Source organism: Thioclava sp. DLFJ4-1, assembly GCF_002020145.1.
In the GTDB taxonomy this organism is placed as follows: Bacteria; Pseudomonadota; Alphaproteobacteria; order Rhodobacterales; family Rhodobacteraceae; genus Thioclava; species Thioclava sediminum.
In genome coordinates, this window is record NZ_MPZT01000004.1 from 1 (window position 1) to 24,843 (window position 24,843).

Here is a 24,843-nt window from a genome sequence, read left to right on the forward strand (position 1 = left end):
TCCTCATAGTAGCGCAGCGCCGAGGAGGCGATGCCGCTGCGGCGTGAAATCTGGTTGATGGTCAGCGTCGTTTCCATAGTCCGGTCGTTTTTCGCATTTCGGTATTGACCTCAAGTTAGCTTGAACTTTTAGAACGTCGCTCGTCCGGCAGTCAACGGAGAGAAACCATGCGACAGAGTCACGCTTATCCTTCGGCTCAAAAGTCGCAGGCTTTCCACATGCCGGGACAGGTAGGAAGCAGTCGAGACCGGCTGAACGTTGGGAGCGCATCATGACGCCAGAGGCGCACCCGCAAGCTTTGCAGCTGCGCGATGAACTTCATTGCTTGCTCCGCCGCCATAGAGCGACGTCTGTCGTTTGCGCGCTGTTGTGGGCGTTGCTGCGGTCACGGCAGAGATCCAAATCGATCGCTACGACTACCCTTTGCTCGTATATCCGGCGCGACGTTGGCCTACCACCCGCGCCGCCGGACACGAGGCGATATAACGAATTGCACTGACAGGAGATCAGAAATGCCCATGGAAATCGACAACGGGACTGCCCGCGCGAAAAAGCTGGCGGACATGATTGAGTGTCACGGCCTCATCCTTTTCACCGAACGCTACGAGGCCTGCGTAGAGTTTTATCAAACCAAGCTCGGCCTGCCGCTGTGGTATGAAAAGCCGGGGCTGACCTGCCTTCGCTTTGGCGGCGGATATCTGATGATCGAGACCGGCGGACGCGCCGAAGACACCCGGAAAGGCATTTCTCAGAACCCGGTTGCCTTGCGCTTCAACGTCGCAGACGTGAGGGCTGCGGCGCGCATGCTGGAGGCTCAGGGCGTGCCGGTCGAAGTCAAAATGCACGACTGGGGCACGACCGGCGCGTTCCTCGACCCCGACGGCAACGTGTGCAGCTTGAAGAACGCCGACGATCCCTTCTTTACCGACGAGCAAGGGTAATGATGTGCAGCCCGTCCAGGATTAAGTTGAGGCCGCCAAACGTCCTCTCTCGGACGCGCAGTGTATCTATGGAAGGTGAAGCAACTGCACAGGCGCGAAAATACGGCCACGTAGCTTCAGCAGCTCGACGTGCTTGACGGGCACAGCAGAGCTGGGTGGGCCATCTTCGGCCCAAAGCCGACCTTTGTGTCTGATACAGCGAAGGGCGGGTCACGGCTCCACTTCAGACGTCGGCGTGCCTGCCTCTTGCTCTTCGATCATTCCCGATAATCTGCGCCTCGGTGAAACGGCTCTTTCGCATGCGCCTGTTCCTTCAAGGTCGGGTAGACTCTACATCATGGTGAGAGATTTCGCAGGAGGCAGGTCAGGTCTTATATCGGCGCGCCGCTTTTCGCCGCGGTCTAAGCCTCCGGGGCGGATCCGGCGGCGAATCCTTTGCGCGCCGTCGTCGCGGCGGCGTGCAGGTGGGTCTGCATCGCGGTCTCTGCCCAATTCGGGTCGCCCGAGCAGATCGCGTCTGCAATTTCCTGATGATGCGCGGCGGAGCGTTGGATGGCCGCCTCGTCATAGCTGTGGAAGGTCCGCGCGACGAGGGCGAGGTTCACCACGAGCGACAGCATCGCCTCCAGCCGCGGCGAGCGCGAAGCTACGAGGATCAACTGGTGGAACTCGCGGTTCGCCTCGGTGATCTCGCGGAAATCGTCCTCGCTGCGTGGCGGCACGTGGTTTGCCATGCGCTTCGCCAGCCGTTGCAGCTCGGTGCATTGGGCCTCATCGGCGAAACCGGCGGCACGTTTCGCGGCGTAGGATTCCAGCAGCAGGCGGATCTGGAAAATCTGTTCGATCTCGTCGGGACCGAGGCCCACGACGCGCAGGCCGGGGCCTGCCTCTCGCGTCAGCAGCCCCTCGAGCAGCAGCCGCTTCACCGCCTCGCGGATCGGGGTGCGCGACATCTGCAGGCTCTGTGCGATCTCGGCTTCGGTCACACGCTCATTCTCGGCGTAATGGCCAGAGAAGATCCGTTTTCGAATGGCAAGATAGGCCTGCTCGGCGGCGCCGATCCGCGCGTCGCCCTCCTCCTTGTGTCCCATTTCGCCCCTCCCCTTCGCCTGATCAGGCCGTCTGAGGCTTGGGGAAGCCGCCCGCCTTCATGAGCATCCCCGGCACCTCGTGCCCCACCGCACTCTCGAGCGCCTTCGCGGTCTCGATCGCCTTGTCCAGATCGTATCCGGTTTTAATACCGGAGCGCTCGAACATGTAAACAAGATCCTCGCTCGGCACATTCCCGGTCGCGCGCGGGGCGAAGGGGCAGCCGCCGACACCGCCGAGCGCCGCATCGAAAGAGCGCACGCCCGCCTCGTAGCCAGCCCAGGCATTCGCGAGACCGGTGTTGCGGGTGTTGTGAAGGTGCAGGCGGATCGGCAGGTCGGGGTAGCGCTCGCGCACGGCTGCGACCCGTTCGGTGACGTCGCGCGGCGCGGCGACGCCGATCGTGTCGGCCAGCGTCAATTCGTCGGGCGGTGTCTCCATCACCTGATCGAGCACCCAGATCAGCCGCGAGACCGGAACCTCGCCCTCGAAGGGGCAACCGAAGCCCGCCGCGAAGGTCACGTTCGTCTTCTGCTTTCCCTTGGCGCCCGCAGCGATGTCGCGCCATTGCGCGATGCCGTCCTCGGTCGTCATGCCTTGGTTACGCTGGCTGAACGTGTCGCTGAGAACGATGGCGTAGTTGATCTCGTCCACCCCTGCCGCTTGCGCGCGCAAGAAGCCGCGATGGTTCAGCACCAGCCCGATATAGCGCATCCCCTCGCGCGGTAGCCTAGCGCAGATGTCTTCTGCATCGGCCATCTGCGGCACTTTCGTCGGATGGACGAAGCTGGTGATCTCCACCCGGCGCGCGCCTGCATCGATAATGCCCTGCAGAAGCTCCAGTTTTGTATCCATCGAGAGGATTTTCTTCTCATTTTGGATACCGTCCCTCAGGGAAACATCCACTATTTCAACGTTATTTCCCAATATTTCGCCCTCCCGAAGAAAAATTGTTGCCATGCAACTTCAATAATGTATGCATTATTTTTGAGGAGAGTCGAGTCCGCTCTGGTGGGCCGACGTGAGGAAGAGGATGAAATACCCTATGGCCACGAAGGCAGAAACCGCGCGCAGCGGGCCGCTTAATGATGTTCGCGTGCTCGAGATGGGACAATTGCTGGCAGGACCTTTCTGCGGGCAGTTGCTTGCCGATTTCGGCGCCGAGGTCATCAAATGCGAGCAACCCGGCTCCGGGGATCCGCTGCGGGTCTGGGGGCAGGAAAAGCCCTATGGGAAATCGCTCTGGTGGCCAGTCGTCGGGCGCAACAAGAAGTCGCTGACGCTCAACCTGCGCACAGAAGAGGGGCAGGAGATCGTGCGCGATCTGATCCGCTCGACCGACATCCTGATCGAGAATTTCCGCCCCGGCACGATGGAGCGCTGGAATCTCGGCTATGAGGATCTGAAGAAGATCAATCCGCGCCTCATCATGGTGCGCGTCACCGGCTTCGGCCAGAGCGGGCCTTATTCCAAGCGCGCAGGCTATGGCGCGATCGGCGAGGCGATGGGCGGTCTGCGCTACGTCGTGGGCGATCCCTCGACCCCGCCGAGCCGCATGGGCATCTCGATCGGCGACGAACTCGCGGCGGTTTATGCCTGCATGGGGGCGCTGATGGCGCTGCATGCGCGCGAACGCACCGGGCAGGGCCAGATCGTCGACAGCGCGATCTACGAAGCGGTGCTGGCGATGATGGAAAGCACGGTCAGCGAATACGACGTGGCGGGCTACGTGCGTCAGCGGACGGGCGCAACCTTGCCGAATGTCTCGCCTTCGAACGTCTTCGAGACCCGCGACGACAAACTACTGCTGATCGCCGCCAATCAGGACACGGTGTTCCGCAGGTTGGCGACTGCGATGGGACAGCCCGAACTCGCCGAGGACGAGCGCTATGCGACCCATTCGGCGCGCGGCAAGAACATGCGCGCGCTTGACGGCAAGATCAACGAATGGACCAAGACGATGGACCTCAAGCCGCTGGAGGAGCTTCTGCACGAGCATGGCGTGCCCTGCGGCCTGATCTACAGCGCGGCCGAAATGATCGACGACCCGCATTTCAAGGCGCGCGAGGCGATCGTGGAGCTGCCGCATCGCGATTTCGGCTCGATCAAGATGCAGAACGTCGCGCCACGCCTGTCCGACACGCCCGGCGAGATCCGCCATGTCGGCCCCGAACTGGGAGAGCACACAGAGGAAATTCTGGGACGTGAGCTTGGCATGACTTCCGACCGTATCGCGGAGCTGCGCGAGGCGGGGATTGTCTGAGCTTTTCGTTCGGCGCGTGGCGTGGAGGAGCGGCGCGCGTCGGGCATTGATGGCATTTCGCCAGACAAAAGGCCGGCTTGGAGGTCGGCACTCATTGGGAGGACTATCATGAAATCTTATGCAATTGCCGCGATGCTCGTGGGCAGCGCGCTGATCGGCACGACCGGTCAGGCGATGGCCGAAAAGACCCTGCGCGCGACCGTTCAGGTGTCGGTCGATCACCCGATCGGCGCGAACCTCGTGACCTTCAAGGACGAGGTCGAGAAGCTCTCGGGCGGCGATATCAAGGTCGAGATCTATGACAGCGCGCAGCTCTTCAAGGGCAGCGAAGTTCCGAAGGCCGTGGCGAGCGGCGCGATCGACATGGGCGTCGTGCTGGCGGACGAATATTCCGGCACCGTGCCGGCCGCGGGTCTTTTCAGCGAGCCCTTCCTGTTCCCGAGCTACGACGTGCTCGCGAAGGCCGCCGAACCCGACAGCCCCGTGCGCAAGACCTTCGACGACCTGATCGGCCAAACCGGGACGAAAGTTCTCTGGTGGCAGGATTACGGCCCCGTGCAAATCCTCTCGAAGGACCAGCCGATCCGCACCCCCGCGGACATGAAGGGCAAGCTGGTGCGCGCATTGGGTAAGCCCTCGGGCGACTTCATCGAGGCCGTCGGCGGCACCCCGGTCGTGATGGGCGGCTCCGAGCAGTTCATGGCCTATCAGCGCGGCACCGTCGATATCGGCATGAGCGGCACCACCGCCGTGAAATCGCGCAAGCTTTATGAGGTGATGAACAACGTTACGATGACGAACCATTCGCTGGCCGAGTTCATCGTGGTGATCAATCCCGACGTTTATGCCTCGCTGAGCGACGAGGAGAAGGGCTGGGTGGATCAGGCTGCGCATGAGGCGGAGATGCAGATGCGCGCCAACACCAAGCAGGAGAACGAGGACGCCGCGAAATGGCTGCAGGAAAGCGGCAACGCGACGGTCACCGAACTGACCGACGATGAGATGGAGCAGTGGCGCAAAGCCTCGGCCCCGGCGATCGACATCTACGTCAAAGATGCGGGCGATGTCGGCCAGAAGCTGGTCGACGAAGTTCGCGCGCTCTACTGATCGCGGCCCCGCGTCATGATGGATGAGCATATTGATCAGCGGCCGGGGTCCCCTTCGGGGGGCTCCGGTTCGCAGGGCGGTCCGCGCGCATTGCGGGCCGTCGACGCTGTTTCCTCCGTCGCGGCGTGGGGGGCTGATCTCGCTATTGTCGCGATCTGCTGCATGGTCAGCTACGAGGCGCTCGCGCGCTATATTCTGCACGCGCCGACGCGCTGGACGGCGGATGTCGCAACGACCCTGATGCTGTGGTTGACCTTCATTGCGATGGCACAAAGCCTGCGCCATCGGCGGATGATCCGGATCACCGCGCTGATCGCAAATCGTAGCCCCAATGTCGCGCGGCTGGTGGAGCTGTTCTCGCTGGTCGTGATCGGTGGCTTCTCGGTTCTCGCGGTCTGGCTCTGCTGGGGGGAGCTGATGGAAAGCGTCGAGATGGGGCGGCGCACGGCGAGCATGCTGCAAATGCCGCAATGGATCGTCGAGGCGCCCATCGTCGTCGGCTACACGCTGCTCGCACTGCAGGCTTTCGCCGATGCAGCCCGGCTATGGATGCGGCCGCCACCCGAGTTCAGCCATTCCGAAGATCCGGAATTTCACGAAGACGAAGGGCAGGGCGCATGATCCCGGTTTTGATTATCCTCGGGCTGATCGCCTTGCTGCTGACCGGCTTGCCCGTCGCTTTCGGTCTCGCGACTTTCGGCACGCTGCTGATCGTGCTCAAAGGCTTGCCGCTTGCGCTGATCCCCTCGAACCTCTTCGGCGGGGTCAATGACTTCGTTCTGCTCGCGGTGCCGCTGTTCCTGTTGATGTCCAACATCCTGCTGCGCGGCGGGGTCGGGCGCGATCTGTTCGTGGCGCTGCAAAGCTGGGTCGGGCATCTGCCGGGCGGCCTTGGCATCGCAGCACTTCTATCCTGCGGTGTCTTCGCGGCGATCTCGGGCAGTTCCGTCACCACCGCCGCGACCGTCGGCACCGTGGCGATCCCCGAGATGACGAAACGCGGCTACGGCAAATCCTTCACCCTCGGCCTTCTGGCCGCCGGAGGCACGCTGGGCATTCTGATCCCGCCCTCGATCCCGCTCATCGTCTATGGCGTGATCGCCGAGGAGAGCATCGGCAAACTGTTCCTCGCCGGGATCGGTCCGGGCCTCGCCCTGATCGTCGTCTTCGGTATCTACGCGGTGTTCGCCTCCACCATCGGCTCGCGCGCCAGCGCCACGCCGAAAGCCACCTGGCCCGAACGACTGCGGGCGAGCCGTCGCGCCATGCCGACCGCGATCCTCGCGGTGATCATGCTGGGCGGCATCTATTCCGGCGCCTTCACGCCCACCGAAGCCTCGGGCATCGGAGCCTCGGTCGCGCTGCTGATCACGGTGCTTCAGCGCTCGCTCAGCTGGAAGGGCTTCCTTGCGGCGGTCCGCGACTCCGTGATGACGACCTCGGTGATCTTCCTGATCGTCATCGGCGCGAAAATCTTCGGGCGCGCGATCACGCTCTACCAGATCCCTGCGCAGGTCGCGCATATGTTCGAGATCGCAGGCGACAACCGCTGGGTCTTCCTGCTGATCGTGTCGATCATCCTGCTCTTCGTGGGGTTGTTCCTCGAGAGCATGTCGATGCTGCTGATAATGGTGCCGGTATTCCTGCCGACCGTGATCGGGCTGGGCATCGATCCGATCTGGTTCGGCGTCTATTTCGTCCTGTTGATCGAGATCGCGCTGATCACACCGCCGGTCGGGCTCAATCTCTTCGTCATACAGGCGATCGCGAAGACCGGGATAGGCACTGTGATCAAAGGGGTGACGCCCTTCGTGCTGCTGATGCTGCTCATCGCGGTGACGATGTGCCTGCTGCCCGGCCTCGCGCTTTTCATACCGTTTAGCTTGTGACCGGATCGGGCGGCGCGACATATTGCGGGGCCGTGCCCGAAGCGCGGCCCGGACGCCCCGCCCGCGCGGGGCCACGCGCGTGGTGCGGGATTTGTCGGGGTCGGGGAGGGCCGTGACAGTCTCGCGAAGACAGATGGTCAGGGAGAGACCAGAGGGAGGAGAATATGCGTCTTGGATTTTCACGGTATAGGCCCACCGGATGATTGAACCTGTCATCGTGGTGATTGCTTTGATCGGCCTGATCGGGATCGGCGCGCCGATCTTTCTCGCGCTGGGCGCGAGCGGTCTGCTCGGGCTCTGGATGGCGCGCGGATCGCTTGCCTTTTTCTTCGCGCCGACGTCGTTCTTCGGCCAGCTCAACTCGTTCGAACTGATCGCGCTGCCGTTGTTCATCCTCATGGGCAACCTGCTGGGCGCCACGCCGGTGGGCAAGAACCTGTTCAAGGTGGCGGCGCTGTGGCTGCAATGGCTGCGAGGCGGGCTGGCGATCGCGACCGTGGGCGCCTCCGCGATCTTCGGTGCGGTGTCCGGGGTTTCCGTCGCGGGCGTCGCGGCAGTTGGCTCCATCGCGGTGCCGCAGATGCTGGAGCGTGGCTATTCGCGCGGGCTGGCAGCAGGCTCGGTCGCCTCGTCGGGTGCGCTTGCGATGCTGATCCCGCCGTCTGTGCCCTTCATCATCTACGGCGCGGTATCGGGCGTCTCGGTCGGCTCGCTCTTCATCGGGGGCATTCTGCCGGGGATCGCGCTGGCGGTGGCGCTGGCTCTCTACATCTACATCCGTGTGCGGCTGAAGCCGGAACAGGCGCCACGAGAGGAAGGCCCAGCCCCGTCGATGGGCGAGAAGTTTCGCTCGCTCGCCGGTATCTGGCACGCGCTGCTGCTCGTCGCGATCGTGCTCGGTTCGATCTATACCGGGATCGCCACGCCATCCGAGGCGGCTGCCTTCGGCGCGCTGGGGGCATTCGTGATCGCCGCTCTGGTGTTCCGCGCGCTGACATGGCGCAGCCTCGCACTGATCCTGGCCTCCTCGGTGAAGGTCTCCAGCACGATCCTTCTGATCATCGGCTGCGCGAAGATCTTCGGCGATTACCTCAACCTCGTGCGGGTGCCCGAGATCGTGGCGGAGAGCCTGACCTCGACCAACCTGCCGAACTGGGGGATCCTCGTGATCCTGATGCTGGCGCTGATCCTGCTGGGGATGCTGGTCGACGCCGTATCGCTGATCGTCGTGACCACGCCGATCCTGCTGCCGCTGATCCAGACCTTGGGCTACGACCCGCTCTGGTTCGGCATCATTCTGGTGATGAATCTCGAGATCGCGGTGGTCACGCCGCCAGTGGGGCTGAACCTCTACGCGCTGCGCGGGGTGTGCCCGATGCTCAGCGTCGAAGAAATCGTCCGCTCCATCGTGCCCTTCGTCGCGGTGCAATTCGTGATGCTGATGATCTTCGTGCTGTTCCCCGGGATCAGCCTCTGGCTTCCGGGTCTGCTGTGACCGGACCGTTTTCTGCAAGTTCAAAGGGAGGAGAACTTAAAATGACGCAGACAAGACGCAATTTCCTGACAACCGGGGCCGCACTCATGGGAGGGAGCGCGGTTCTGGGAATGGCCGGCAGTCCGGCCTTCGCGAACACCACGCTGACCGGTGTGAGCTACCTGCCGCCGAGCTACAAGGCGCTGTCCTACGGGTCGGCGGGCTTCGTCGAACGGCTCAATCAAAGCGATGCGGTGACGGTCGACTACTACGACAGCGCGAAGCTGCTGAAGGCCGACGAACAATTGCCCGCGCTGCGCGCAGGCACGATCGACTTCATGTTCCACACCACGAGCTACATCACGCGCTCGGTGCCGATCCTTGGCGTGACCGGTCTGCCCGGCGTCGTCGAAGAGCTCTACGAGAACCCCGACCGCCTGAAGAAAGGGAGCCCGCTGTTCGACCTCATCAACGAGCAACTGGCGAAGGAAGACCTCTACATGGTCTCGATGATGGGCAACATCCTGCAGCCGGAATACATCTGGTCGAGCGCGGATGCCCCGGTCCGTTCGATCGCCGACGTGAAGGGCAAGAAGGTCCGTGTCGTCAGCTTCGAAGGCACCAAGGTCATCGAGAATTTCGGCGGCGCGGCGGTGCGTCTTCCGTCGTCGGAGCTCTATCTCGGGTTGCAGCGCGGCACGGTGGATGCGGCGGTTGCCAATATCTCGACGATCATCGGGCGCTCGCTGCAAGAGCAACTGCACCATGTCTATAAGCTGCCGGTCACCGGTTTCGGGATCGGTCTGTTCGTCACTCCGAAGCGTTGGGAGGCGATGGACGCCGACACCAAGGCTGCGTTCGAGACCGCTGCCGACTGGTTCGACGCCGAGGGCGCGAAATACTCCAATGACGTCATTTACAAGGACGAATATTGGCCCATGGTGGAGGAGGCCGGGATCGAGGTGATCGAGCCTTCGGAGGAAGATCTGCAAGCGTTGACCAAGTCGGCTGAAGAAGTCCGCGCGGCCTGGATCGACGAAGTCGGCAAGGACCTCGGCGAGCGCGCCATCGCGCTTGCGACCGGTCAGGCGAGCTAAAAGGGAGGGCGCCGTGAGGACGATTTTCAACCGTATCGTGCGGGGCACGCGGTTCCTTGGTCAGCTGGTGCTGGTCTTCATGGTTCTGACGATCTGTTACGATGCGATGATGCGATACATCTTCGCGGCGCCGACCTCCTGGTCGCTCGAGATCAACACGTTCCTGATCGTCTATGTCGCCGTCATGGTGGCGGCTGACGTGCAGCGAACGGACAGCCATATCCGGATCACCTTCTTCGTCGAGAACGCGCGGCCCCTCGTCAAACGGGGCACGCAGGCGATCATCGCGCTGGCGGGGATGGCGTTTGCGGGGATCATGACGTGGCGTGGCTTCCTGATGGCCTATCAGGCGTGGGACTACGGCGAGCGGGTATCGTCGAGCTTCGGCACGCCGATGGTGATCCCCTACGCGTTGCTGCCGCTCGGCTTCGGCACGCTCACGCTGCAATTCCTGTTCGACTTCCTCGACGCCACGACCTGGCCGGATCGCGGCGGGGACAAGAAGCATCAGGAGCTTCAGGAAGTCTGAGCCGCATCAGCAGCGTGCTCCGAGAATGTGCAGGTGCGTCCGATCAGGCGACGAGGTCAAGCGCGATCGGCGCGATCGGTTGAGGGATCATTTTCCAGCCATCCACCTTTCGCACTTGGATCTGGCTCGATGCCATCGACGCCCACGGGAGCATCGGCACGGCTCCGGCGAAGGAGAGCACGGTCTGGCTCTTGATGCGGCGGCGGAATTCCTCGTTCAGCCGCAAAGCCGGCATTGGGATCGAGCGCAGCGAACGGCCGCTCCCCGCCCCATTCGGTCATTTCACTGCAGCGGTGGACGGTTCTCGCGGGCAACGAGACCGTCGATCAACTTGATTGCCGCACGCAGGTCCCATCCTCGCTGAGCACCTGCAAGCATGTCTGCCAGCGCTTCGGCCGTATCTGCTGGTAGTCCGCGCGCAGCCCCTTCCCGTCGCGCGAAATATGCGAGATGCGCGCCCGAGAGCTGCGGGATGCATATTACACGACACCGGCTCAGGAGCGGCGCGGGCACAGTGCGGCGATTGTTCGAAGTCAGAACCCAAGTGATCCAGCGCATGTCAAAACGCACCCGGAAATAGGGGCAGCTCCAGGTTCGGGCGCTGAGGGGCTCAAGCAGCGGCAATAGCGCATTGCTCAGCGCAAAGCTCAAGCCCTTATCCGACCGGACATCGCCCGTCTTATCCACCTCGTCGATAACGATAAGCGGATTTCCCACCCTCTCGCGGAGGATGAGTTCTAGTGGTCGACCTGGGTTTGCCGTCGACCAACCTCTTTGACTACCAGCTACGGAAAACCCTGCGGGCTCACTCGCTGCATCGATCAATTCTGATGGCGTGCCGACAAGCGTTGCCAGCCGTCGCGCCCAGTGGCTCTTGCCGATCCCAGGGGGGCCGTCGAGCAGGATGGGTGGCAAGCTCAAGGCCGGCTTACCTTCACGGACACTTTCACGCATGGCGTTCCAGGCGATTTCAGTCGCCCGGGACATCCAAGGCATCTCCTCGTGCAAGCGAGCCGCAATTTCGTCCGCGTGATGTTCGTTTCGGAGCTGCGTGAGCGTGACCCCATCTTGAAGGGATGAGAGCCGTTTTCGGTCTTCATGTCCAAGATGGCTCAGGCCAGACGCCAGTTCACGCAACTGCACCAATCGGAGGGCGCGACGGACAATTTTTGCCTGATCCATACGGTTCGGGCCGGTCTGATCCATGATATCGCGCCATTCCGCGTCCCGCTCTAGCGTTGAGAACCAAGTCTCATCGATTCCAAGCGCCCGTCGCCGAAGCTGGGCGTGCGTCTTTGAAAGGCGGGCTTCGATGTCTTGTGCGGACTGTTTTGGAAAAAACTTCACGTCCGCGATCTGCACGGTTGATGTTCGCAACCTATGAGCACTTAATCCGTCGTCTGGCCGTCCCGTATGGGCTCCGCTGAAATACTTCATCTGATGTTCCTCGCGTCTCGAATTTGGAATGCGCGGGCGGCACGAGGCTTCGGCGCCAAAAGACACCAGCCGGTCTTTTGGGATAGCGACTGCAACGCTGCGATTCTTATCTTGGCCGCTCTTCTGGGCTCAGCGAGGGGGTGAGTCAACACGCTGTTCTTGCAGCATTTTTTCGCATGCAATGAGGCTTGCGCACAGTTTTGATCGGACATTCTGTGTGGGCTGGAGAGGAGGGATGGCGGCGCGATATTGGTGAATACTCGACCTGTGGCTCATTAAGATGGGGAACCGGCCAGCGGCAGGAACGTCACTCGCTTTCGTTCAAGTTTGTTTTTCGCATGAGCGAGTTCGTCTTACGTGCGCCTCAATCAGCGCAGTTGGCTTATGTCACTTGGCGCGCGACCCCGAAGGTGCCGACCTCCTCGGAAAATTGCCGCGCGACATCGAAACGGCTTTGTCGCGGGAGTGCATTCGGCCAGCGAGCGTTCCGCTCGCAAAGGCGCAAAATGATCTTTTGTGGACGCCGACGAAGCCGTCATTTGAAGCTGGTCTCGCGGAAACTGTCGGACGTCGACTTCGAGTGTGCATTGGTGGAGCACGGAACGACTATTGTCCGTCGAAGGCTTCGATATCTATTTTCGCACCGATGCAGCCGGGCGTGAACGCTTCGCGAAAGTCCTCTCGTCGGCGCTCCTGCGTTGACCATGTGCGCTGCACGTTCGCGATCTCTGAGCGCCGGGCATGGCGTGTCTCAGGCCAGCGTCATTCTAAGCAGAGGAAGCTGTCCAAAGGCCGTGCCGATGAGGAGTGGTCAATCGCGGACATGACCGATTTGGCACGTCAGTTTGGTCGCTACGGCTATCGTCGGATCGAGGCTTTGCTGAGGGATGTGAGCTGGAGGGCGAACGACAGGTGCGTCAAACGCCGATGGCCGCGATAGGGGCTGTTCGACGCTGAATTTTGTGATCTGGCACGGACAGCACATGCACTGATTTTCGCATGCTCGACAAGCAGGCATTTGGCGAAACAGCCCGCTTTCTTTGCTGAAAGCGGCCTGATTAACAGGTTCGGGCGCTCGAGTTGCTCGTCGTGGTTTCGTTTTTCGCATATAAATCAGATGTTTGCTGCCCCTCGCTCAACAAAAAGCGCCTTGCGCTCCCGAGTCGCTTATGCGAGGTGATTCGGGTTGGCTACATCTGTCAAGCGAGGGCGACGGCGCGTGCGATATCTCGATTCAACCTATGACGAACACCATGAATACGTGAAGTATTCGCTTAAAGTGCGCGGCGTCCTGCTGTCAGATATTGCCAAAGAACTCGGTGTCTCGCGCGCCTTGGTGTCAGGCGCGCTGCTTGGCAGATACAGAAGCCGCAAAGTCGAAAGCGCTGTAGCGGCGCATCTTGATACAACCCCCGAGAACCTCTGGCCTGACAGAGATCATACAGACGAAAGGAACAAGACGTCCCGAAAATGATGCAGTGAAGCAAACCAACATCGGGAGATGAAAGCGGGAGTGGGGAGTAGTAGCCCCCACACCCCCGCGGGTATCCAGTCTGCGCGACGGACAACTCCTTCTCCCCCGAAGCAATCCAAAAGTCAACGTAGGTCCTTGTGGTCTGCGCCGTCTTTCTGCGTGGCAAGCATTGAGACGGCGGGGTCTGGGCCGGGAACGCCCATGTCGCACTCATGTTAAGCGGCGGGGAAGGAAAGAATATGCACGAACAAGTTATCCCCCACGATGAATGGAATACCTCGCCGCCTAAACTGCCACGGGCGAGCAAAATTGAATTGCCTCCAATCCATGGTGTGTTGCCTTTTGATGGGGTGCGCAGTCCGTCTTCGCGCAGTGCCGCGTCTCAGAAAGTGTTTCTGACTTATCGAACCGAAGCGGACAACTGGACCCCGCGGATCGGCATCTGTGAAAGTGCGGCCGAGGCGGCTGTCGCCATCGAGTTGCTTTTCTCCCCAAATATCTTCGACCTGAAATTTCAGCCGGCACAGGTCAGCTACTTCGACGAAGAAGACGGCAAACATCACAAGCATACGCACGATCTACTCGTGGAATTTCGCACGGGTGAACGGCGCCTTATCTTCGTGCGCAACGCGGCCAGCCTTAAAAAGCCTCGGACGACGCGCCAGATCCAGCTAATTGCGCAGGCGTCTCGAAAGAAACGATTGGCGCATGACATGGTGGTTGCGAATGCTACTGACTACACGCGCCAGCGACGCGACAACTTGTTTCGTATGTTTCTTTTCGCTTCGGCCCCGGACCCCGAGGCAGACGAGATTGTTCTCGCTGTCGCCAGCCGACTGAAGACCCTATGGCATATGCAAGACATCTTCCCGCATGTCGGCATCGACCAGAGCCGTGCCTTCGCCGCTTGCTATCGGCTGGTTGCTCGAAAACAACTTTGGGCAAATCTAGATCATGTTCTCTGGGAGCGGTCGCGGATCGAGGTGGCGTCGTGACTTTGGTGCCACGTTATGAACTGCCGATCGGGGCCGAGGTGACACTCTTCCAGCGGAAGCTTGTGGTCTTGGAGCAAGGCGATAGCGGCTATGGGTTTTCGGATCCTGAAACCGGATCGACTTACTCGATTCCTTTTCAAAAGTTTGTCGACTACCTCAAGCTACCTGGGACGCGATTCCATGGCGGGAATACCCCTGGCGCGAATTTAGTGAGTGAACGGCTTGGCGGTTATGAAACGTCAAAAGCGCTCTCCAAGGAGCAGCAAGAAATTGCGAAATTCAACACTTCGATTTGCAAAGCGATCGAGCTGCTGATTGCGGCGCGCCGAGAAGAACACGGAAATCCAAAATTAAAAATAACCGCCCGGTTTCTGGATCAGGCGCCAAACCGAAAGTTCCTTCGTGAGGTTGTCACCGCGCTTTTTGGTCAAACGGTATATCTGAAGCTCGAACACGGCGGCCGGAGTGCGAGATGGATTCTGTATAAGGGTCGAACTCTCCTCAAATATTATCGAGTCTACGAAGCGCTCCCGTCGGATGTGAGCCCTCTCGATGCACTCGTCACATTAGATCATTTGAAAGGAAATCGGACGCCGAGGCTCTGCTATGAACTTGAGCGATTGATGTTCAGCGCTTGGAATGAGTTCGGCTTAGATAAGAAATCCTATTCCATTGCGAATGTGAGGCAGCATCTTGAGGGGTTAGTCGGAGACGCGAATACGGAGCGGATGCGCAACCGAATGCCCGCGCTGATAATGCCGTCAAATTCGAGTCTCAAGGCATTTCGTGATCGGCTGATTTCGCCGACAGAGCTTGCGGTGGCAGTCAAGGGAGAGCGCGAAGCGCGCAATCTTAGGGGGCGTGGAAGCACCGATATTCGCGCGTTGTTAGTTGGCGAATATGTTGAAATGGACGAGTGCAAGGCTTCCCTCGTGATTTCAGCCCAATTGAAAGGCATCTGGCAGCGACTAAAAAATGAACAGAAAGAAGCGCTCAAAAAAATCGATGAGGAGATACGCACGAGACTGACGATCCTCGTGATGATCGATGTGGCATCTCGCATGCCCTTGGCATGGGTAATCAGCGATCAGCCGAAGGCGGAGGCGACACTCGAACTCCTACGCATGGCAACTCGCGACAAGTTCCGTGAAAAGCGGAAATATGGCTGCTCCGGCGAGCCAGCACGGGCGACAGGTCTTGCGCATGTAAAAAATGACAACGGGCCTGGTCTTCGTAACAGTCAGACCATTTCTGCGCTAATGGGCTGCGCATCCATGAATACCATCGCACGCGCATACGCATCCACCGATAAACCTTATGTCGAGAGGATGTTTGGGACGTTGGAGTGGATCCTACTGAAGTTGATCACGGGATACACCGGCCGGAAGCCGGGCGATCTTCCGGGTTACGACGCAAAGGCAAACGGCGTGCTGAATGTCGAAGAACTTTACACAATCCTGACGCGCTTCTTTATCGACGAATACCCTTCGCTTCCGCACTTCGGTGTTGGAATGGGGGGGCGGCGGCCCGCAGATGTATATCGGACAATCAATGATCTGCGTGGGCATGTGCGACCGATGGATCCGAATTCGCGGCGGATCCACCTCGGATGGGAAGAAAACGTCACCCCGACGGACGAGGGCGTGCGGGTATTTGGCGGTATTTTCTTCAATTCAGACGAGTTTCAGAAGCAACGAGATGACATCAGGATCGCCGGAAAGGTCAAGGTGTTCGTCGATCCTGATGACATGAATTTCGCGACGGTTGTTCTGCCCAAATCGAAAGAAATCTTGGAGGTGGAGCTGCAGATCACCGCCTTTGCCGACATGACGCTGCCGGAGATCCTGGATTTGATGGCGCTTTGGAGAAAGGAAGATCCTGTTGCCAGACAGATCCACGAGGACCGCCTAGCCGAGACCCGCCGCCAAAGGCGCGACCTGCTGGCCAAGATCAGTGCCGAACGGAAGATTCTACGGAGTTACAGCACTATTGATGAGTGTCGGAAGATGGCGCGCGCGGTTTTCGCCGGCGCGAGGGTCGCGCCCGTGAAGCAGCTTTCGAACACGGTCGAACCCGGGCGTCTCGCAGAACTCGATCATTGCGAGCGGATCGTTCTCGCCGATGACGGGGGCTTGCTCGATGCCGAACCGATTGCGCGGCAAGAGGGCACTAGACGCGAGGAATTGGTCGCCAACTCAAATTCGGACGGCGAAACGCCAGAGTTTTCGCCGCGGAAATCAAAGAAAAAAGAACCAAGGGGAGCCAAAGCCTCCGGTGCGGCCTCGGAGAAAGGCCCCGGCGTTCTCGGACGCCCTGAGAAAGTGAAAGGGCTTAAAAAATGTCTTTTGTAGATATGGAGGCGGTTGCCGCGATCGCGCCGCTGAAGGAAGCCAGTTACCCATTTGCGCGCGCTGAACAACTGCATGAAGCATTGCGCTGGTGCATCACTGATTACTACGCAAAGGCCTCCTTGGGAAAGGAGTTCGAAGCGCGCGGTTTGATGGTTACAGGCCAATCGAGGCTAGGCAAAACTCATGAAGTTAAAAAGCTGCTGACCTCTTTTCATGCAGAAAACATCATGATGCCAAGCGGACAGCCAGCGCGGGTTATCACGATCCTGCTTTCCCGTAGGATGACTTGGAAAGATCTGGGGCTCGCGGTTCTGGAGGCTCTGGACTACCCGCTAAATGGCCGGCGTAGCCAAAACTACATTTGGGCGAGAGTGATCGATGAGGCAAAGAGGCTCGGCGTGATCGGCATCTATTTCGATGAGTGCCAGCACGTCTTCAGCAAGGACAACCATAAAACGAACCGCAACTTTCTCGACAGCTTCAAGACCCTGATGAAAGACGCGCGATGGCCGGTAATGCTCATTCTGTCAGGCGTGCCTGAGCTCGCGGGCTATGTGCGCTCTGAAGAACAGCTCGCAAGATTGCTTCGGCCCGTCGAGTTCGAAGAGATCCGGCTGCCCCGTGACCTGCAGGAACTGAACAACCTCGCCTACAGTTTCGCCGACGAGGTCAAGCTCTGCTTTGATGAACTGTCGACCGAGGGCTTCTTGAAGAGGTTGAGCTTTGCATGCGCAAACCGCTGGGGGCTGGTCATCGAACTAATTATTGAGGCGTTTGCGCTGTGCAAGTGTGCTGGTGAAACGAACTGCACGATCGATCATTTCTCTCAATCGTTTTCGCGGATGTATGGACTGCCGGCGGGGTTTTCGCCGTTCGAGATCGAAGATTATGAAGCTGCTTTTGATCCGATCGTCCTGCTTGACCATTTGAAAAAAGACGACTGAAAACTCCCGAACTGTTCGAGCTGCAAGAGGTCCGCGTTCCGCGGGCCTTTTCCTTTGCCAAGTTGCTGGTCGAAAATCGCACGCTTATGCCGTCAGAGTGCATGCTTATGCCCACGCATTCAACGTGATGAATGGTAACCTATTGTTTGCAATGGATGAATCTTTCGATTCGGAGTTGAGTTATTGCTGATGAGTGCAAGCTAATGCTCCATTGGCACTCGCTTCTTGCGACGCGGCCTCCGCCTGCGACTTATTCAACCTCATTGTCCGAAAACAAGGAAACGCGCTCTGAATCGCGGCAAGCTTCTTTTACGCCCGGATGTCAAAGACATGCGGCGGAGCTACCATGGAGGTTCAAAATGCGTATTTTTCTTCTTGTTCTGCCTGCGGCGCTGAGCGTTGCCGCCTGCAACCCGACGCCGGGTCCCTATGCAAACGGCCCCTATACCGGTCCCGGCCCCGGCCCGCGCACCACCTACAGCTATGACAGCATCGAATATGGTCGCATCGTTTCGGTGCAGCCGGTCACGATGCGCCGCACCAGCGACGGCGACCAGATCGTCGGCGCGGTCACGGGCGGCCTCGTCGGCGCGGTGATCGGGCACCAGTTCGGCTCCGGAACCGGCAAGGACGTGATGACCGGCGCGGGCGCGATCGCGGGCACAATTATCGGCAGCAACGTCGCCAGCCAGGGCGGCACCTACACGTCCTATGCGTGGACCGTGCGGCTCGACAATGGTGGCTCGATTACGGTCATCCAGATGTCGAACCAGTTCCGCGTCGGTGACAGGGTGAGCGTCGTGCGCAGCGGCAATCAGGTCTATCTGCGATAGGACTGGTGAGCACAGGTTCGGGTGAGGGCGCGAAGTCGTTTTGCGCCCTCACTTGGGTCTGATCCGAAGGGCGCGCAAGGCGTTCAGGATCACGGCGACGTCGATCGCCTCCTGCAAAATGGCGCCCTCCACCGGCGTGAGGTAGCCATAGGCGGCCGCGATCATGCCCAGCACGGAGAGGCCGATCCCGGCGGCGACGCTCTCGAAGGCGATCCGCCGTGAGGATGCGGCGATTTCGATGCCTGCGCGCAACTGATCGATCCGGTCGACGAGAAGCACCACATCGGCCGCTTCGGCCGAGGCGGCGGCCCCGCGCGCGCCCATGGCGACGCCGACATCTGCGGCGGCGAGCGCGGGCGCGTCGTTCACGCCGTCGCCCACCATCATGACCGGCCCGTGCTTGCGCTCGGACAGCACGAGGAGGACCTTTTGGTCCGGTGTGAGCCCTGCGCGCAGCCCGTCGAGGCCGAGCCCCTCGGTCACGCGTTCGGCCACATCCGTCCGGTCGCCGGTGGCGAGCAGAATCCGTTCGATCCCCTCGTGACGCAGCCCGTCGAGCATGGCGCCCGCATCGTCGCGCAGCGGATCGGCCATCACCAGATGCCCGGCCATGCGCCCGTCCACGGCGACGGCGACGAGGACCGCCCCGGCAGCCATCGTCGGGTGGTCCCCCGGTTTGCGCCCGACACGTGCCGCCACGAAATCGTCGCCGCCGACGATGACCTTGCGCCCCTCGACATGGCCCACGACACCTTCGCCCGCGATTTCCGCCACATCCGACGGGACGGGCAGGGTGAAGCCGCGTTCTTTCGCGGCGGTGACGATCGCCTGTGCCACCGGATGTTTCGAGGCCTGATCGAGGGCTGCGGCGAGGCGCAGGATCTCGTCCTCCTCCATCCCGTCGTGACTGTCGATCGACACGATCTGCGGGCGGCCTTCGGTCAGCGTGCCGGTCTTGTCGAGGACCAGCGTGCCGATGCGCGCCATCGTCTCGAGCGGTCCCGCCCCCTTGATCAGCACGCCGTAATGCGCCGCGCGCGAGAGCCCCGCGACCAGAGCGACCGGCACGGCGAGGATCAGCGGGCAGGGCGTGGCGACCACGAGAACCGCAACGGCCCGGATCGGGTCTCCGGTGAACCACCAGGCCGCGAAGGCGATGACGAGGGTGACCACCAGAAAGCCCAGAGACCAGCGATCCGCGAGGCGGGACATCGGCGCCTTGGAGGCCTGGGCTTCCTCGACCAGCCGGACGATCCCGGCATAGGTGCTGTCCTTCGCAGGCCGCACCGCCAACAGGTCGAACGCCTCGCCAGCATTGGTCGAGCCGCTCATGACGTCGGCCCCATGCGCCAGACGCACCGGCAGAGACTCCCCGGTCAGTGCCGATGTGTCCAGAAAGGCCGTCTCGGAGGCCAATGTCCCGTCCACCGGCACCACGTCGCCCTGATGGATCAGCAGCCGATCCCCGGGGGCGATCTCGTCGAGGGGGATATCCTCCAGCCCGCCATCGCGATGCCGCGTCGCGGTCCGCGGGACACGCGAGAGCAGGTCGTGCATCTCACGCCGGGCGCGGCCCTCGGCGAAACTCTCAAGAAAGGTGCCGCCGGAATACATCACCGCGACGACCGCCGCGGCGAGCGTCTCGTCGAAGACAAGCGCGGCGGTCATCGAGAGTGCCGCTACGATATCCAGACCGACTTCGCCGCGCCGGAGGCTGCGGGAGATCTCAAAGACCAGCGCGGCGAGGGTGGGCACGACGCCGATGATCCAGCTGGCTTTCGCCAAGGCGTCCGCGCCAGCCGCCCAGAAGGCGAGGCCCACCACCAGCGCCGCTACGGCGAGCGCGAGGAGGGCGAGCTTCAGACGGTCGGTTCCGCGCTGTTCCATCCGGTCTGTGGTCCTTCTGCACGTCTCACTGTCGGTGGCGCGTCAAATCTCCAAAGCGTGCGCGCCGTCACCGTGATAGCGCATCCCGGTGATCGGTCCAGCCTCCAATTCGGTTTCGCGGGAGTGCTTCGGTCAGCGCAAGGGCGCGCGACTGCGATCGGGAGTGAAGACGAGCGCGATCACAGCGATCAAACCCGCCACGAGCATGTAGAGCGCGGGGGCGGTGACCATGCCGGTCGCGGCGATGAGGCTCGTGGCGATCATCGGCGTGAGGCCTCCGAAAATGCCGAGGCCGATATTGAAGGCCACGGAATAGCCCGAGAGCCGGTCGCGCTCGGGGAACATTTCCGCGAACAGGGCCGGGCCCGAGCCCAGCGGCACGGCCAACAGTAGGAAGGTCACCGCATGTGCGACGACCACGGGGAGCAATGCGCCGCCCGACACAAGCATCCACTCGTGCAGCGGCCACGCGACCAGTGCCAGCAGCCCGATCGCCAGGGCGATCCAGACCCGACGCGGCACCCACCGGTCGCCCACAATCGCCGCCAGCGGCATCGCGGGGATCACGAGCACCGTCATCGCGGTGTTGATCAGCAGCGCCGTGTCCCGCGCCATCAAGCCCTGACCCGACAGCCATTCCGGAAGATAGACGAAGGCGATGTAGTAGCAGGTGCCGTAACTGGCCGCGAAGGCTACCGCCAGAAGCGTCTCTCTGCGGTTCGTCGTGAAGGCTTCGAGCAGGGGCGATGTGTCGTCGCGCCCCTCCTGGTGCTGCTGGAAATGCTCTGATGTGTGCAGGTTGCGGCGGATCAGGATCGCCACCGTGCCAAGGAGCGCGCCGCCGAGGAAGGGCAGGCGCCACGCCCAATCCGCAAGCGTCTGCGCATCGAAGAGGTTCGTCACGAGCGCTGCTGCCCCGACCCCCAGAAGCGAGCCCGACATGGAGCCGATATTGGCCCAGCTCCCCGTCAGGCCGCGTTTCTTCAGGGGCGCGGTTTCGACGAGATAGGTCGCCGAGGACGAGAACTCCCCGCCGACCGACAGGCCCTGCAAGAGGCGCACCAGAACCAGCAGCGCCGGCGCCAGAACGCCGACCTGCGCATAGGTCGGCAATATGCCCAGAAACAGCGTCGGCATCGCCATCATCACGACCGATATCTGCATCGTGCGCGCGCGCCCGTAGCGGTCGCCGAACCACCCGAACACAGCCGCGCCAAGCGGGCGCATCAGGAAACCGGCCGCGAAGATCCCGTAAGTCGCGATCAGGCCTGCGGTCGGGTCGTTGGACGGAAAGAAGACCGGGGCGATGACGCCTGCAAGATAGCCGTAGAGCGCGAAGTCATACCATTCGACCACGTTGCCGATGAAACCGGCCATAATCCGATGCCGAAGCTCTGCCGGTTTGGGGGTGGTTTCGTCCGGTGTCATCGCCGAGCCTCGCAATTTTCCTGCTGCCTCGGGGGTATAAGTAGCCGTTCCTTCGGCCCGGACGCAAATCTTGGACCAACAGCCTCGGACCGCAGGTGCAGCTCCGCGCCCGGCGGTCTCACGACATCTGCGCTACCATGGTCAGATCGAGATCCAACGCCGCGACCAATCCTTCTGGCGTGAATTCGCGCGAGAAGCTGCCGCCAAGCGAGGTGGATACGGTAAGCCGGCAAAGCGACGTGCCGAACCCTTTGTTTTCGTCCTTGCCGGATCCCGCTTCAGTGATGCCGGGCTCTTTCCATGCAAGCCTGAAGCGCCCGTCCTCGATCTCCGCGCTAATCTCGACGCCGTGGCCGCTCTGCGACAGGCCCCCATATTTCACCGAATTCGTCGCAAGCTCGAAGAGAACAAGGGTCAGCGGCGTGATTGCGGCAGGGCGCACCTGAATATCCGGAAGCGAGGTCTGAACGCTCGCCCCTTCGCTGAACGGTTTCAGGATCGTGCTGACGAGATAGGACAGCGGCATGCCATCGGGTTGTTCACCCGAGGGGTCGTTCACGGTCATCGAATTGAGCGACGCGATCGCGTGAAGGCGGCTGCGCATCTCGTTACTGAGTTGCTCTGCGCTGTCCGCCTGTCGCGCGGCAACGGCAATCAGCGACGCGGCCACCGCGAAGGCGTTGCCGACCCGGTGGCGCATCTCGGACAGGAGCAGTCTCTGCTGCTCTGCCAGTTGGTGCTGCAAGGTGATGTCGCGCGCGATCTTCGACGCGCCGACCACGTGGCCATCGGCATCGCGCACGGGCGAGACGGTCAGAGACACCGGAACGGGGCTGCCGTCCTTGCGCTGGCGGATCGTTTCGTAATTGGCGATCCGCTCTCCGCGCCGCAGACGGGCGATGAAGTCGACCTCCTCATCCATCCGGTCGTCGGGAAAGATGATCGTGATCGGCTGACCGACGGCTTCTTTGGCAGTGTAGCCGAACAGGTTTTCCGCGCCGCGATTCCAGCTCAGGATGATGCTGTTGAGGTCCTTGGTGACAATCGCATCTTCCGAGCCTTCCACGATCGCAGCCAAGTGCTGTTGGATGCTTTCTGGTGAGTCCATGACAGGTCTGGCCTCCGTGCTCCTCGGGGGACACACATACTAAAAGGTGCATATCAAGTATAGCCCATCGCGGTCGGGGCGGGAGCGCGCGCGATGGCTTTGAAAAATCACATCATTTCGCCGGGGTGAGCGGCGGCGCGCTCACGGCCGTTCCAGAACGAAATCCGGAACGATGCCGCAGGAGGAGATGGCCGCCTGCGCGTCCTCGCCGCCGAAGAAACCGTATCCCGCGATCAGGGCAGAGCGGATTCCGGTCGCCTGTGCGCCGAGAATGTCGGTGTGCAGGCTGTCGCCCACCATCAGCACGCGCGCGGGATCGACCGGACCGAGACGCGCGAAGGCGATGTCGTAGATATTGGTGAAAGGCTTGCCGTAGAACTCCGGCGCCACACCCGTCGCATCGGCGAGCCTATGCGCGAAGTGACCCGGCTCCTGCGAGAAACCGACCTCACGGGGGGCGACGATATCGGGATTGCCGACCCAGACCGGGCGCGGGTTGTCGCGGATGGACGCTTCGAGCAGGTCTTGCCGCTCTTCGGTCCAGTCCGCCGCGCCGATCAGCAGGAAGCCTTCGGCTGCGTCATAGGCGGCGCGATCCTCGGCGAGCCATGTGACGTCGAACTGATCCAGCTCGTCATCGCCCGTCGTTTGGCTCGCCATCAGGCCCCAGGCCCGGGCAGGCGCTTCGCGCAGGGCTGCAACGAGAGCGGTGCGACTGGTGACGACATCCTCGGGCGCGAAGTCATAGCCGAGCCGTGCGTATTTCCGCATCAGGCTGTCATGCGGGACGCCCGCCGCGTTCGACACGACCATCACCCGCTTGCCCTGCGCTTGCAGCGCCGCGACGCGCTCGGGCGTGCCTTCGATCGCGGTCTCGCCGATATTGAGCACGCCGAACGCATCGAGCAGGAACACGTCGAACAGATCGGCAAGCTCCGAGAGATCGCGGGCCATCTGGCTTGTCGTGCCCGCGCCGGGGGAGGGAAGTCGATGGCGCGCGCGCTCATAAGCTACGAGCGCTTCCTGCGCTGTCATTGTCATCAGAGGTTCGTCCTTCGCGCCTGTGCCGATCGGGGCTCACTTATCACCACAGCGACAGCGATCACCAGCACGTTCAGGTCTGCGGCTGGCCCGGCATCCCAGGAAACTCTTGTGGATGACCTCACTTCGCGAGCAGAACCTCCACGTCGTTCTGACGCAGCGCCTCTTTCAGATCGGCGGGCGGGGCGCGGTCCGCTACCACCAAGGCGAGCGCGTCGAGCGTGGCGGCGCGGGTGAAGCCGTGAATGCCGAATTTCGACCCGAGGATCAGCAGCATCCCGGCCTGCGCCTGCGCGAGCATCACGCGTTTGATCGCGGCGAAGCCCGGAATGGTCTCGGACACGCCCTCGATCGAGAGCGCCGTGGCCCCGATCACTGCCCGGTCGACGTGATGGCGCGACAGGAATTCGAGCGTCTCTTCGCCCACGACCGCCGATTCCGTCGGCAGGTAATTCCCCGGAGCAAGGATTACCTCCGCCCCCTCGCTTCCGCCCAGAAGCATGGCGATGGGCAGCGAATTGGTGATGACGCGGCAGGGCGTGCCCGCCATAGCGAGAAACCGGGCCATCTGCTGCGTGGTCGAGCCGGAGTCGATCATCAGCGTCTCGCCGGGGGCTACCTGCGCGGCGGCCATGCGCCCGATCCGCTCGCGCTCCTGAAACTGGTCGCGTTCGCGCTCGTCCAGCGTCGGATAGTGACCCGGATGGGGGCGCGAGGCCCCGCCATGCGCGCGGTCGATCAGCCCCTTCTCTTCGAGCGCATCGAAGTCGCGCCGGATCGTCTCTGTCGAGACGCCGAACTGCGCCGCGAGTTGCGAGATGCGCAGGTGGGGGCGCAGCTTCAACTCGAACAGAATCTGCTCGCGCCGGTCGCGTTTGCGCAGTCGCTGTCCCTCTTGTTTCACGCTCGCATCCATCGCTTTTCCCGAAGGTGAGAAAACTCACCGAACTTTAAAA

At 61.6% G+C, this 24,843-nt stretch carries 20 protein-coding genes and 2 pseudogenes; 13 read left to right on the forward strand and 9 right to left on the reverse strand.

From position 1 onward, the window contains the following. Positions 1 to 512: 512 nt before the first annotated feature. Positions 513 to 941, forward strand: coding sequence for a VOC family protein (locus BMI85_RS12935; RefSeq protein WP_246832558.1), 429 nt, complete (start codon positions 513 to 515; stop codon positions 939 to 941). Between the two features lie 401 nt (positions 942 to 1,342). Here BMI85_RS12935 and BMI85_RS12940 read toward each other — a convergent pair whose 3' ends face one another. After that, on the reverse strand, positions 1,343 to 2,032 hold the full coding sequence (locus BMI85_RS12940; protein ID WP_078601593.1) for a GntR family transcriptional regulator: 690 nt from the start codon (positions 2,030 to 2,032) through the stop codon (positions 1,343 to 1,345). A gap of 22 nt (positions 2,033 to 2,054) precedes the next feature. Beyond that, positions 2,055 to 2,990: a hydroxymethylglutaryl-CoA lyase gene (locus BMI85_RS12945; RefSeq protein ID WP_078601594.1), complete on the reverse strand. Its 936-nt coding sequence runs from the start codon at positions 2,988 to 2,990 to the stop codon at positions 2,055 to 2,057. A gap of 85 nt (positions 2,991 to 3,075) precedes the next feature. On the opposite strand from BMI85_RS12945, the gene BMI85_RS12950 reads away from it, so the two are divergent. The 7 genes from BMI85_RS12950 (at position 3,076) to BMI85_RS12980 (ending at position 10,389) form a co-directional block, all read left to right on the forward strand. Then, positions 3,076 to 4,293, forward strand: coding sequence for a CoA transferase (locus tag BMI85_RS12950; protein WP_210402355.1), 1,218 nt, complete (start codon positions 3,076 to 3,078; stop codon positions 4,291 to 4,293). A 108-nt stretch (positions 4,294 to 4,401) separates the two neighbouring features. After that, positions 4,402 to 5,400, forward strand: coding sequence for a TRAP transporter substrate-binding protein DctP (gene dctP / locus BMI85_RS12955; protein WP_078601596.1), 999 nt, complete (start codon positions 4,402 to 4,404; stop codon positions 5,398 to 5,400). A gap of 162 nt (positions 5,401 to 5,562) precedes the next feature. Further along, complete coding sequence (locus BMI85_RS12960; RefSeq protein ID WP_246832559.1) at positions 5,563 to 6,021, forward strand: TRAP transporter small permease; 459 nt, start codon at positions 5,563 to 5,565, stop codon at positions 6,019 to 6,021. Beyond that, positions 6,018 to 7,289, forward strand: a complete 1,272-nt coding sequence (locus BMI85_RS12965; protein ID WP_210402356.1) for a TRAP transporter large permease — start codon at positions 6,018 to 6,020, stop codon at positions 7,287 to 7,289. Before BMI85_RS12960 ends, BMI85_RS12965 begins: the two co-directional genes overlap by 4 nt. 199 nt (positions 7,290 to 7,488) lie before the next feature. Next, on the forward strand, positions 7,489 to 8,784 hold the full coding sequence (locus tag BMI85_RS12970; RefSeq protein WP_078601597.1) for a TRAP transporter large permease subunit: 1,296 nt from the start codon (positions 7,489 to 7,491) through the stop codon (positions 8,782 to 8,784). A 41-nt stretch (positions 8,785 to 8,825) separates the two neighbouring features. Beyond that, a complete protein-coding gene (dctP, locus tag BMI85_RS12975; RefSeq protein ID WP_078601598.1) occupies positions 8,826 to 9,860 on the forward strand; it encodes a TRAP transporter substrate-binding protein DctP in 1,035 nt (344 codons plus the stop codon). Between the two features lie 13 nt (positions 9,861 to 9,873). Continuing rightward, positions 9,874 to 10,389, forward strand: a complete 516-nt coding sequence (locus BMI85_RS12980) for a TRAP transporter small permease (protein ID WP_210402357.1) — start codon at positions 9,874 to 9,876, stop codon at positions 10,387 to 10,389. Between the two features lie 43 nt (positions 10,390 to 10,432). Here the strand turns inward: BMI85_RS12980 and BMI85_RS12985 are convergent. Both BMI85_RS12985 and BMI85_RS12990 read right to left on the reverse strand, forming a co-directional pair. Beyond that, positions 10,433 to 10,612, reverse strand: a pseudogene (locus BMI85_RS12985) (IS256 family transposase); the annotation flags it as partial. A gap of 59 nt (positions 10,613 to 10,671) precedes the next feature. Continuing rightward, a complete protein-coding gene (locus BMI85_RS12990; RefSeq protein WP_078601599.1) occupies positions 10,672 to 11,826 on the reverse strand; it encodes an AAA family ATPase in 1,155 nt (384 codons plus the stop codon). A 679-nt stretch (positions 11,827 to 12,505) separates the two neighbouring features. Here BMI85_RS12990 and BMI85_RS21680 point away from each other — a divergent pair. The 5 genes and pseudogenes from BMI85_RS21680 to BMI85_RS13015 form a co-directional block, all read left to right on the forward strand. Continuing rightward, a pseudogene (locus BMI85_RS21680) lies at positions 12,506 to 12,763 on the forward strand (IS3 family transposase); the annotation flags it as partial. Between the two features lie 776 nt (positions 12,764 to 13,539). Then, the gene (locus tag BMI85_RS13000) at positions 13,540 to 14,295 is read left to right on the forward strand and encodes a hypothetical protein (protein ID WP_078601601.1); all 756 of its coding nucleotides are present in this window, start codon (positions 13,540 to 13,542) and stop codon (positions 14,293 to 14,295) included. Next, the gene (locus BMI85_RS13005; protein WP_078601602.1) at positions 14,292 to 16,646 is read left to right on the forward strand and encodes a DDE-type integrase/transposase/recombinase; all 2,355 of its coding nucleotides are present in this window, start codon (positions 14,292 to 14,294) and stop codon (positions 16,644 to 16,646) included. Before BMI85_RS13000 ends, BMI85_RS13005 begins: the two co-directional genes overlap by 4 nt. Beyond that, positions 16,634 to 17,590 carry an ATP-binding protein gene (locus BMI85_RS13010; protein WP_078601603.1) on the forward strand — a complete coding sequence of 319 codons (957 nt, stop codon included), beginning with the start codon at positions 16,634 to 16,636 and terminating at the stop codon, positions 17,588 to 17,590. The genes BMI85_RS13005 and BMI85_RS13010 overlap by 13 nt, the downstream gene beginning before the upstream one ends. Before the next feature lie 359 nt (positions 17,591 to 17,949). After that, positions 17,950 to 18,423 (forward strand): glycine zipper 2TM domain-containing protein, encoded by a 474-nt coding sequence (locus BMI85_RS13015; protein WP_083078996.1) that lies wholly within the window; start codon positions 17,950 to 17,952, stop codon positions 18,421 to 18,423. Between the two features lie 48 nt (positions 18,424 to 18,471). On the opposite strand, the gene BMI85_RS13020 is transcribed toward BMI85_RS13015, so the two are convergent. From BMI85_RS13020 to BMI85_RS13040, 5 genes are all read right to left on the reverse strand, one after another. Further along, positions 18,472 to 20,310 carry a heavy metal translocating P-type ATPase gene (locus tag BMI85_RS13020; protein WP_078601605.1) on the reverse strand — a complete coding sequence of 613 codons (1,839 nt, stop codon included), beginning with the start codon at positions 20,308 to 20,310 and terminating at the stop codon, positions 18,472 to 18,474. Between the two features lie 132 nt (positions 20,311 to 20,442). Further along, positions 20,443 to 21,738, reverse strand: a complete 1,296-nt coding sequence (locus BMI85_RS13025) for an MFS transporter (protein WP_210402358.1) — start codon at positions 21,736 to 21,738, stop codon at positions 20,443 to 20,445. Between the two features lie 118 nt (positions 21,739 to 21,856). Continuing rightward, on the reverse strand, positions 21,857 to 22,816 hold the full coding sequence (locus BMI85_RS13030) for a PAS domain S-box protein (RefSeq protein ID WP_210402359.1): 960 nt from the start codon (positions 22,814 to 22,816) through the stop codon (positions 21,857 to 21,859). Positions 22,817 to 22,987: 171 nt separating this feature from the next. Then, on the reverse strand, positions 22,988 to 23,887 hold the full coding sequence (locus BMI85_RS13035) for an HAD-IIA family hydrolase (RefSeq protein WP_348638977.1): 900 nt from the start codon (positions 23,885 to 23,887) through the stop codon (positions 22,988 to 22,990). Between the two features lie 121 nt (positions 23,888 to 24,008). Next, the gene (locus tag BMI85_RS13040; protein WP_246832560.1) at positions 24,009 to 24,791 is read right to left on the reverse strand and encodes a DeoR/GlpR family DNA-binding transcription regulator; all 783 of its coding nucleotides are present in this window, start codon (positions 24,789 to 24,791) and stop codon (positions 24,009 to 24,011) included. Positions 24,792 to 24,843: the final 52 nt, after the last annotated feature.

Bases quoted from the DNA above. Each gene is read 5' to 3' on its own strand.
- BMI85_RS12990 (WP_078601599.1), bottom strand. From the start codon at position 11,826: ATGAAGTATTTCAGCGGAGCCCATACGGGACGGCCAGACGACGGATTA.
- BMI85_RS13025 (WP_210402358.1), bottom strand. From the start codon at position 21,738: ATGACACCGGACGAAACCACCCCCAAACCGGCAGAGCTTCGGCATCGG.
- dctP (WP_078601598.1), top strand. From the start codon at position 8,826: ATGACGCAGACAAGACGCAATTTCCTGACAACCGGGGCCGCACTCATG.
- BMI85_RS12965 (WP_210402356.1), top strand. From the start codon at position 6,018: ATGATCCCGGTTTTGATTATCCTCGGGCTGATCGCCTTGCTGCTGACC.
- BMI85_RS13010 (WP_078601603.1), top strand. From the start codon at position 16,634: ATGTCTTTTGTAGATATGGAGGCGGTTGCCGCGATCGCGCCGCTGAAG.
- BMI85_RS12940 (WP_078601593.1), bottom strand. From the start codon at position 2,032: ATGGGACACAAGGAGGAGGGCGACGCGCGGATCGGCGCCGCCGAGCAG.
- dctP (WP_078601596.1), top strand. From the start codon at position 4,402: ATGAAATCTTATGCAATTGCCGCGATGCTCGTGGGCAGCGCGCTGATC.
- BMI85_RS12935 (WP_246832558.1), top strand. From the start codon at position 513: ATGCCCATGGAAATCGACAACGGGACTGCCCGCGCGAAAAAGCTGGCG.
- BMI85_RS13015 (WP_083078996.1), top strand. From the start codon at position 17,950: ATGCGTATTTTTCTTCTTGTTCTGCCTGCGGCGCTGAGCGTTGCCGCC.
- BMI85_RS12960 (WP_246832559.1), top strand. From the start codon at position 5,563: ATGGTCAGCTACGAGGCGCTCGCGCGCTATATTCTGCACGCGCCGACG.
- BMI85_RS13035 (WP_348638977.1), bottom strand. From the start codon at position 23,887: ATGACAATGACAGCGCAGGAAGCGCTCGTAGCTTATGAGCGCGCGCGC.
- BMI85_RS13000 (WP_078601601.1), top strand. From the start codon at position 13,540: ATGCACGAACAAGTTATCCCCCACGATGAATGGAATACCTCGCCGCCT.
- BMI85_RS13020 (WP_078601605.1), bottom strand. From the start codon at position 20,310: ATGGAACAGCGCGGAACCGACCGTCTGAAGCTCGCCCTCCTCGCGCTC.
- BMI85_RS12970 (WP_078601597.1), top strand. From the start codon at position 7,489: ATGATTGAACCTGTCATCGTGGTGATTGCTTTGATCGGCCTGATCGGG.
- BMI85_RS12950 (WP_210402355.1), top strand. From the start codon at position 3,076: ATGGCCACGAAGGCAGAAACCGCGCGCAGCGGGCCGCTTAATGATGTT.
- BMI85_RS12945 (WP_078601594.1), bottom strand. From the start codon at position 2,990: ATGGCAACAATTTTTCTTCGGGAGGGCGAAATATTGGGAAATAACGTT.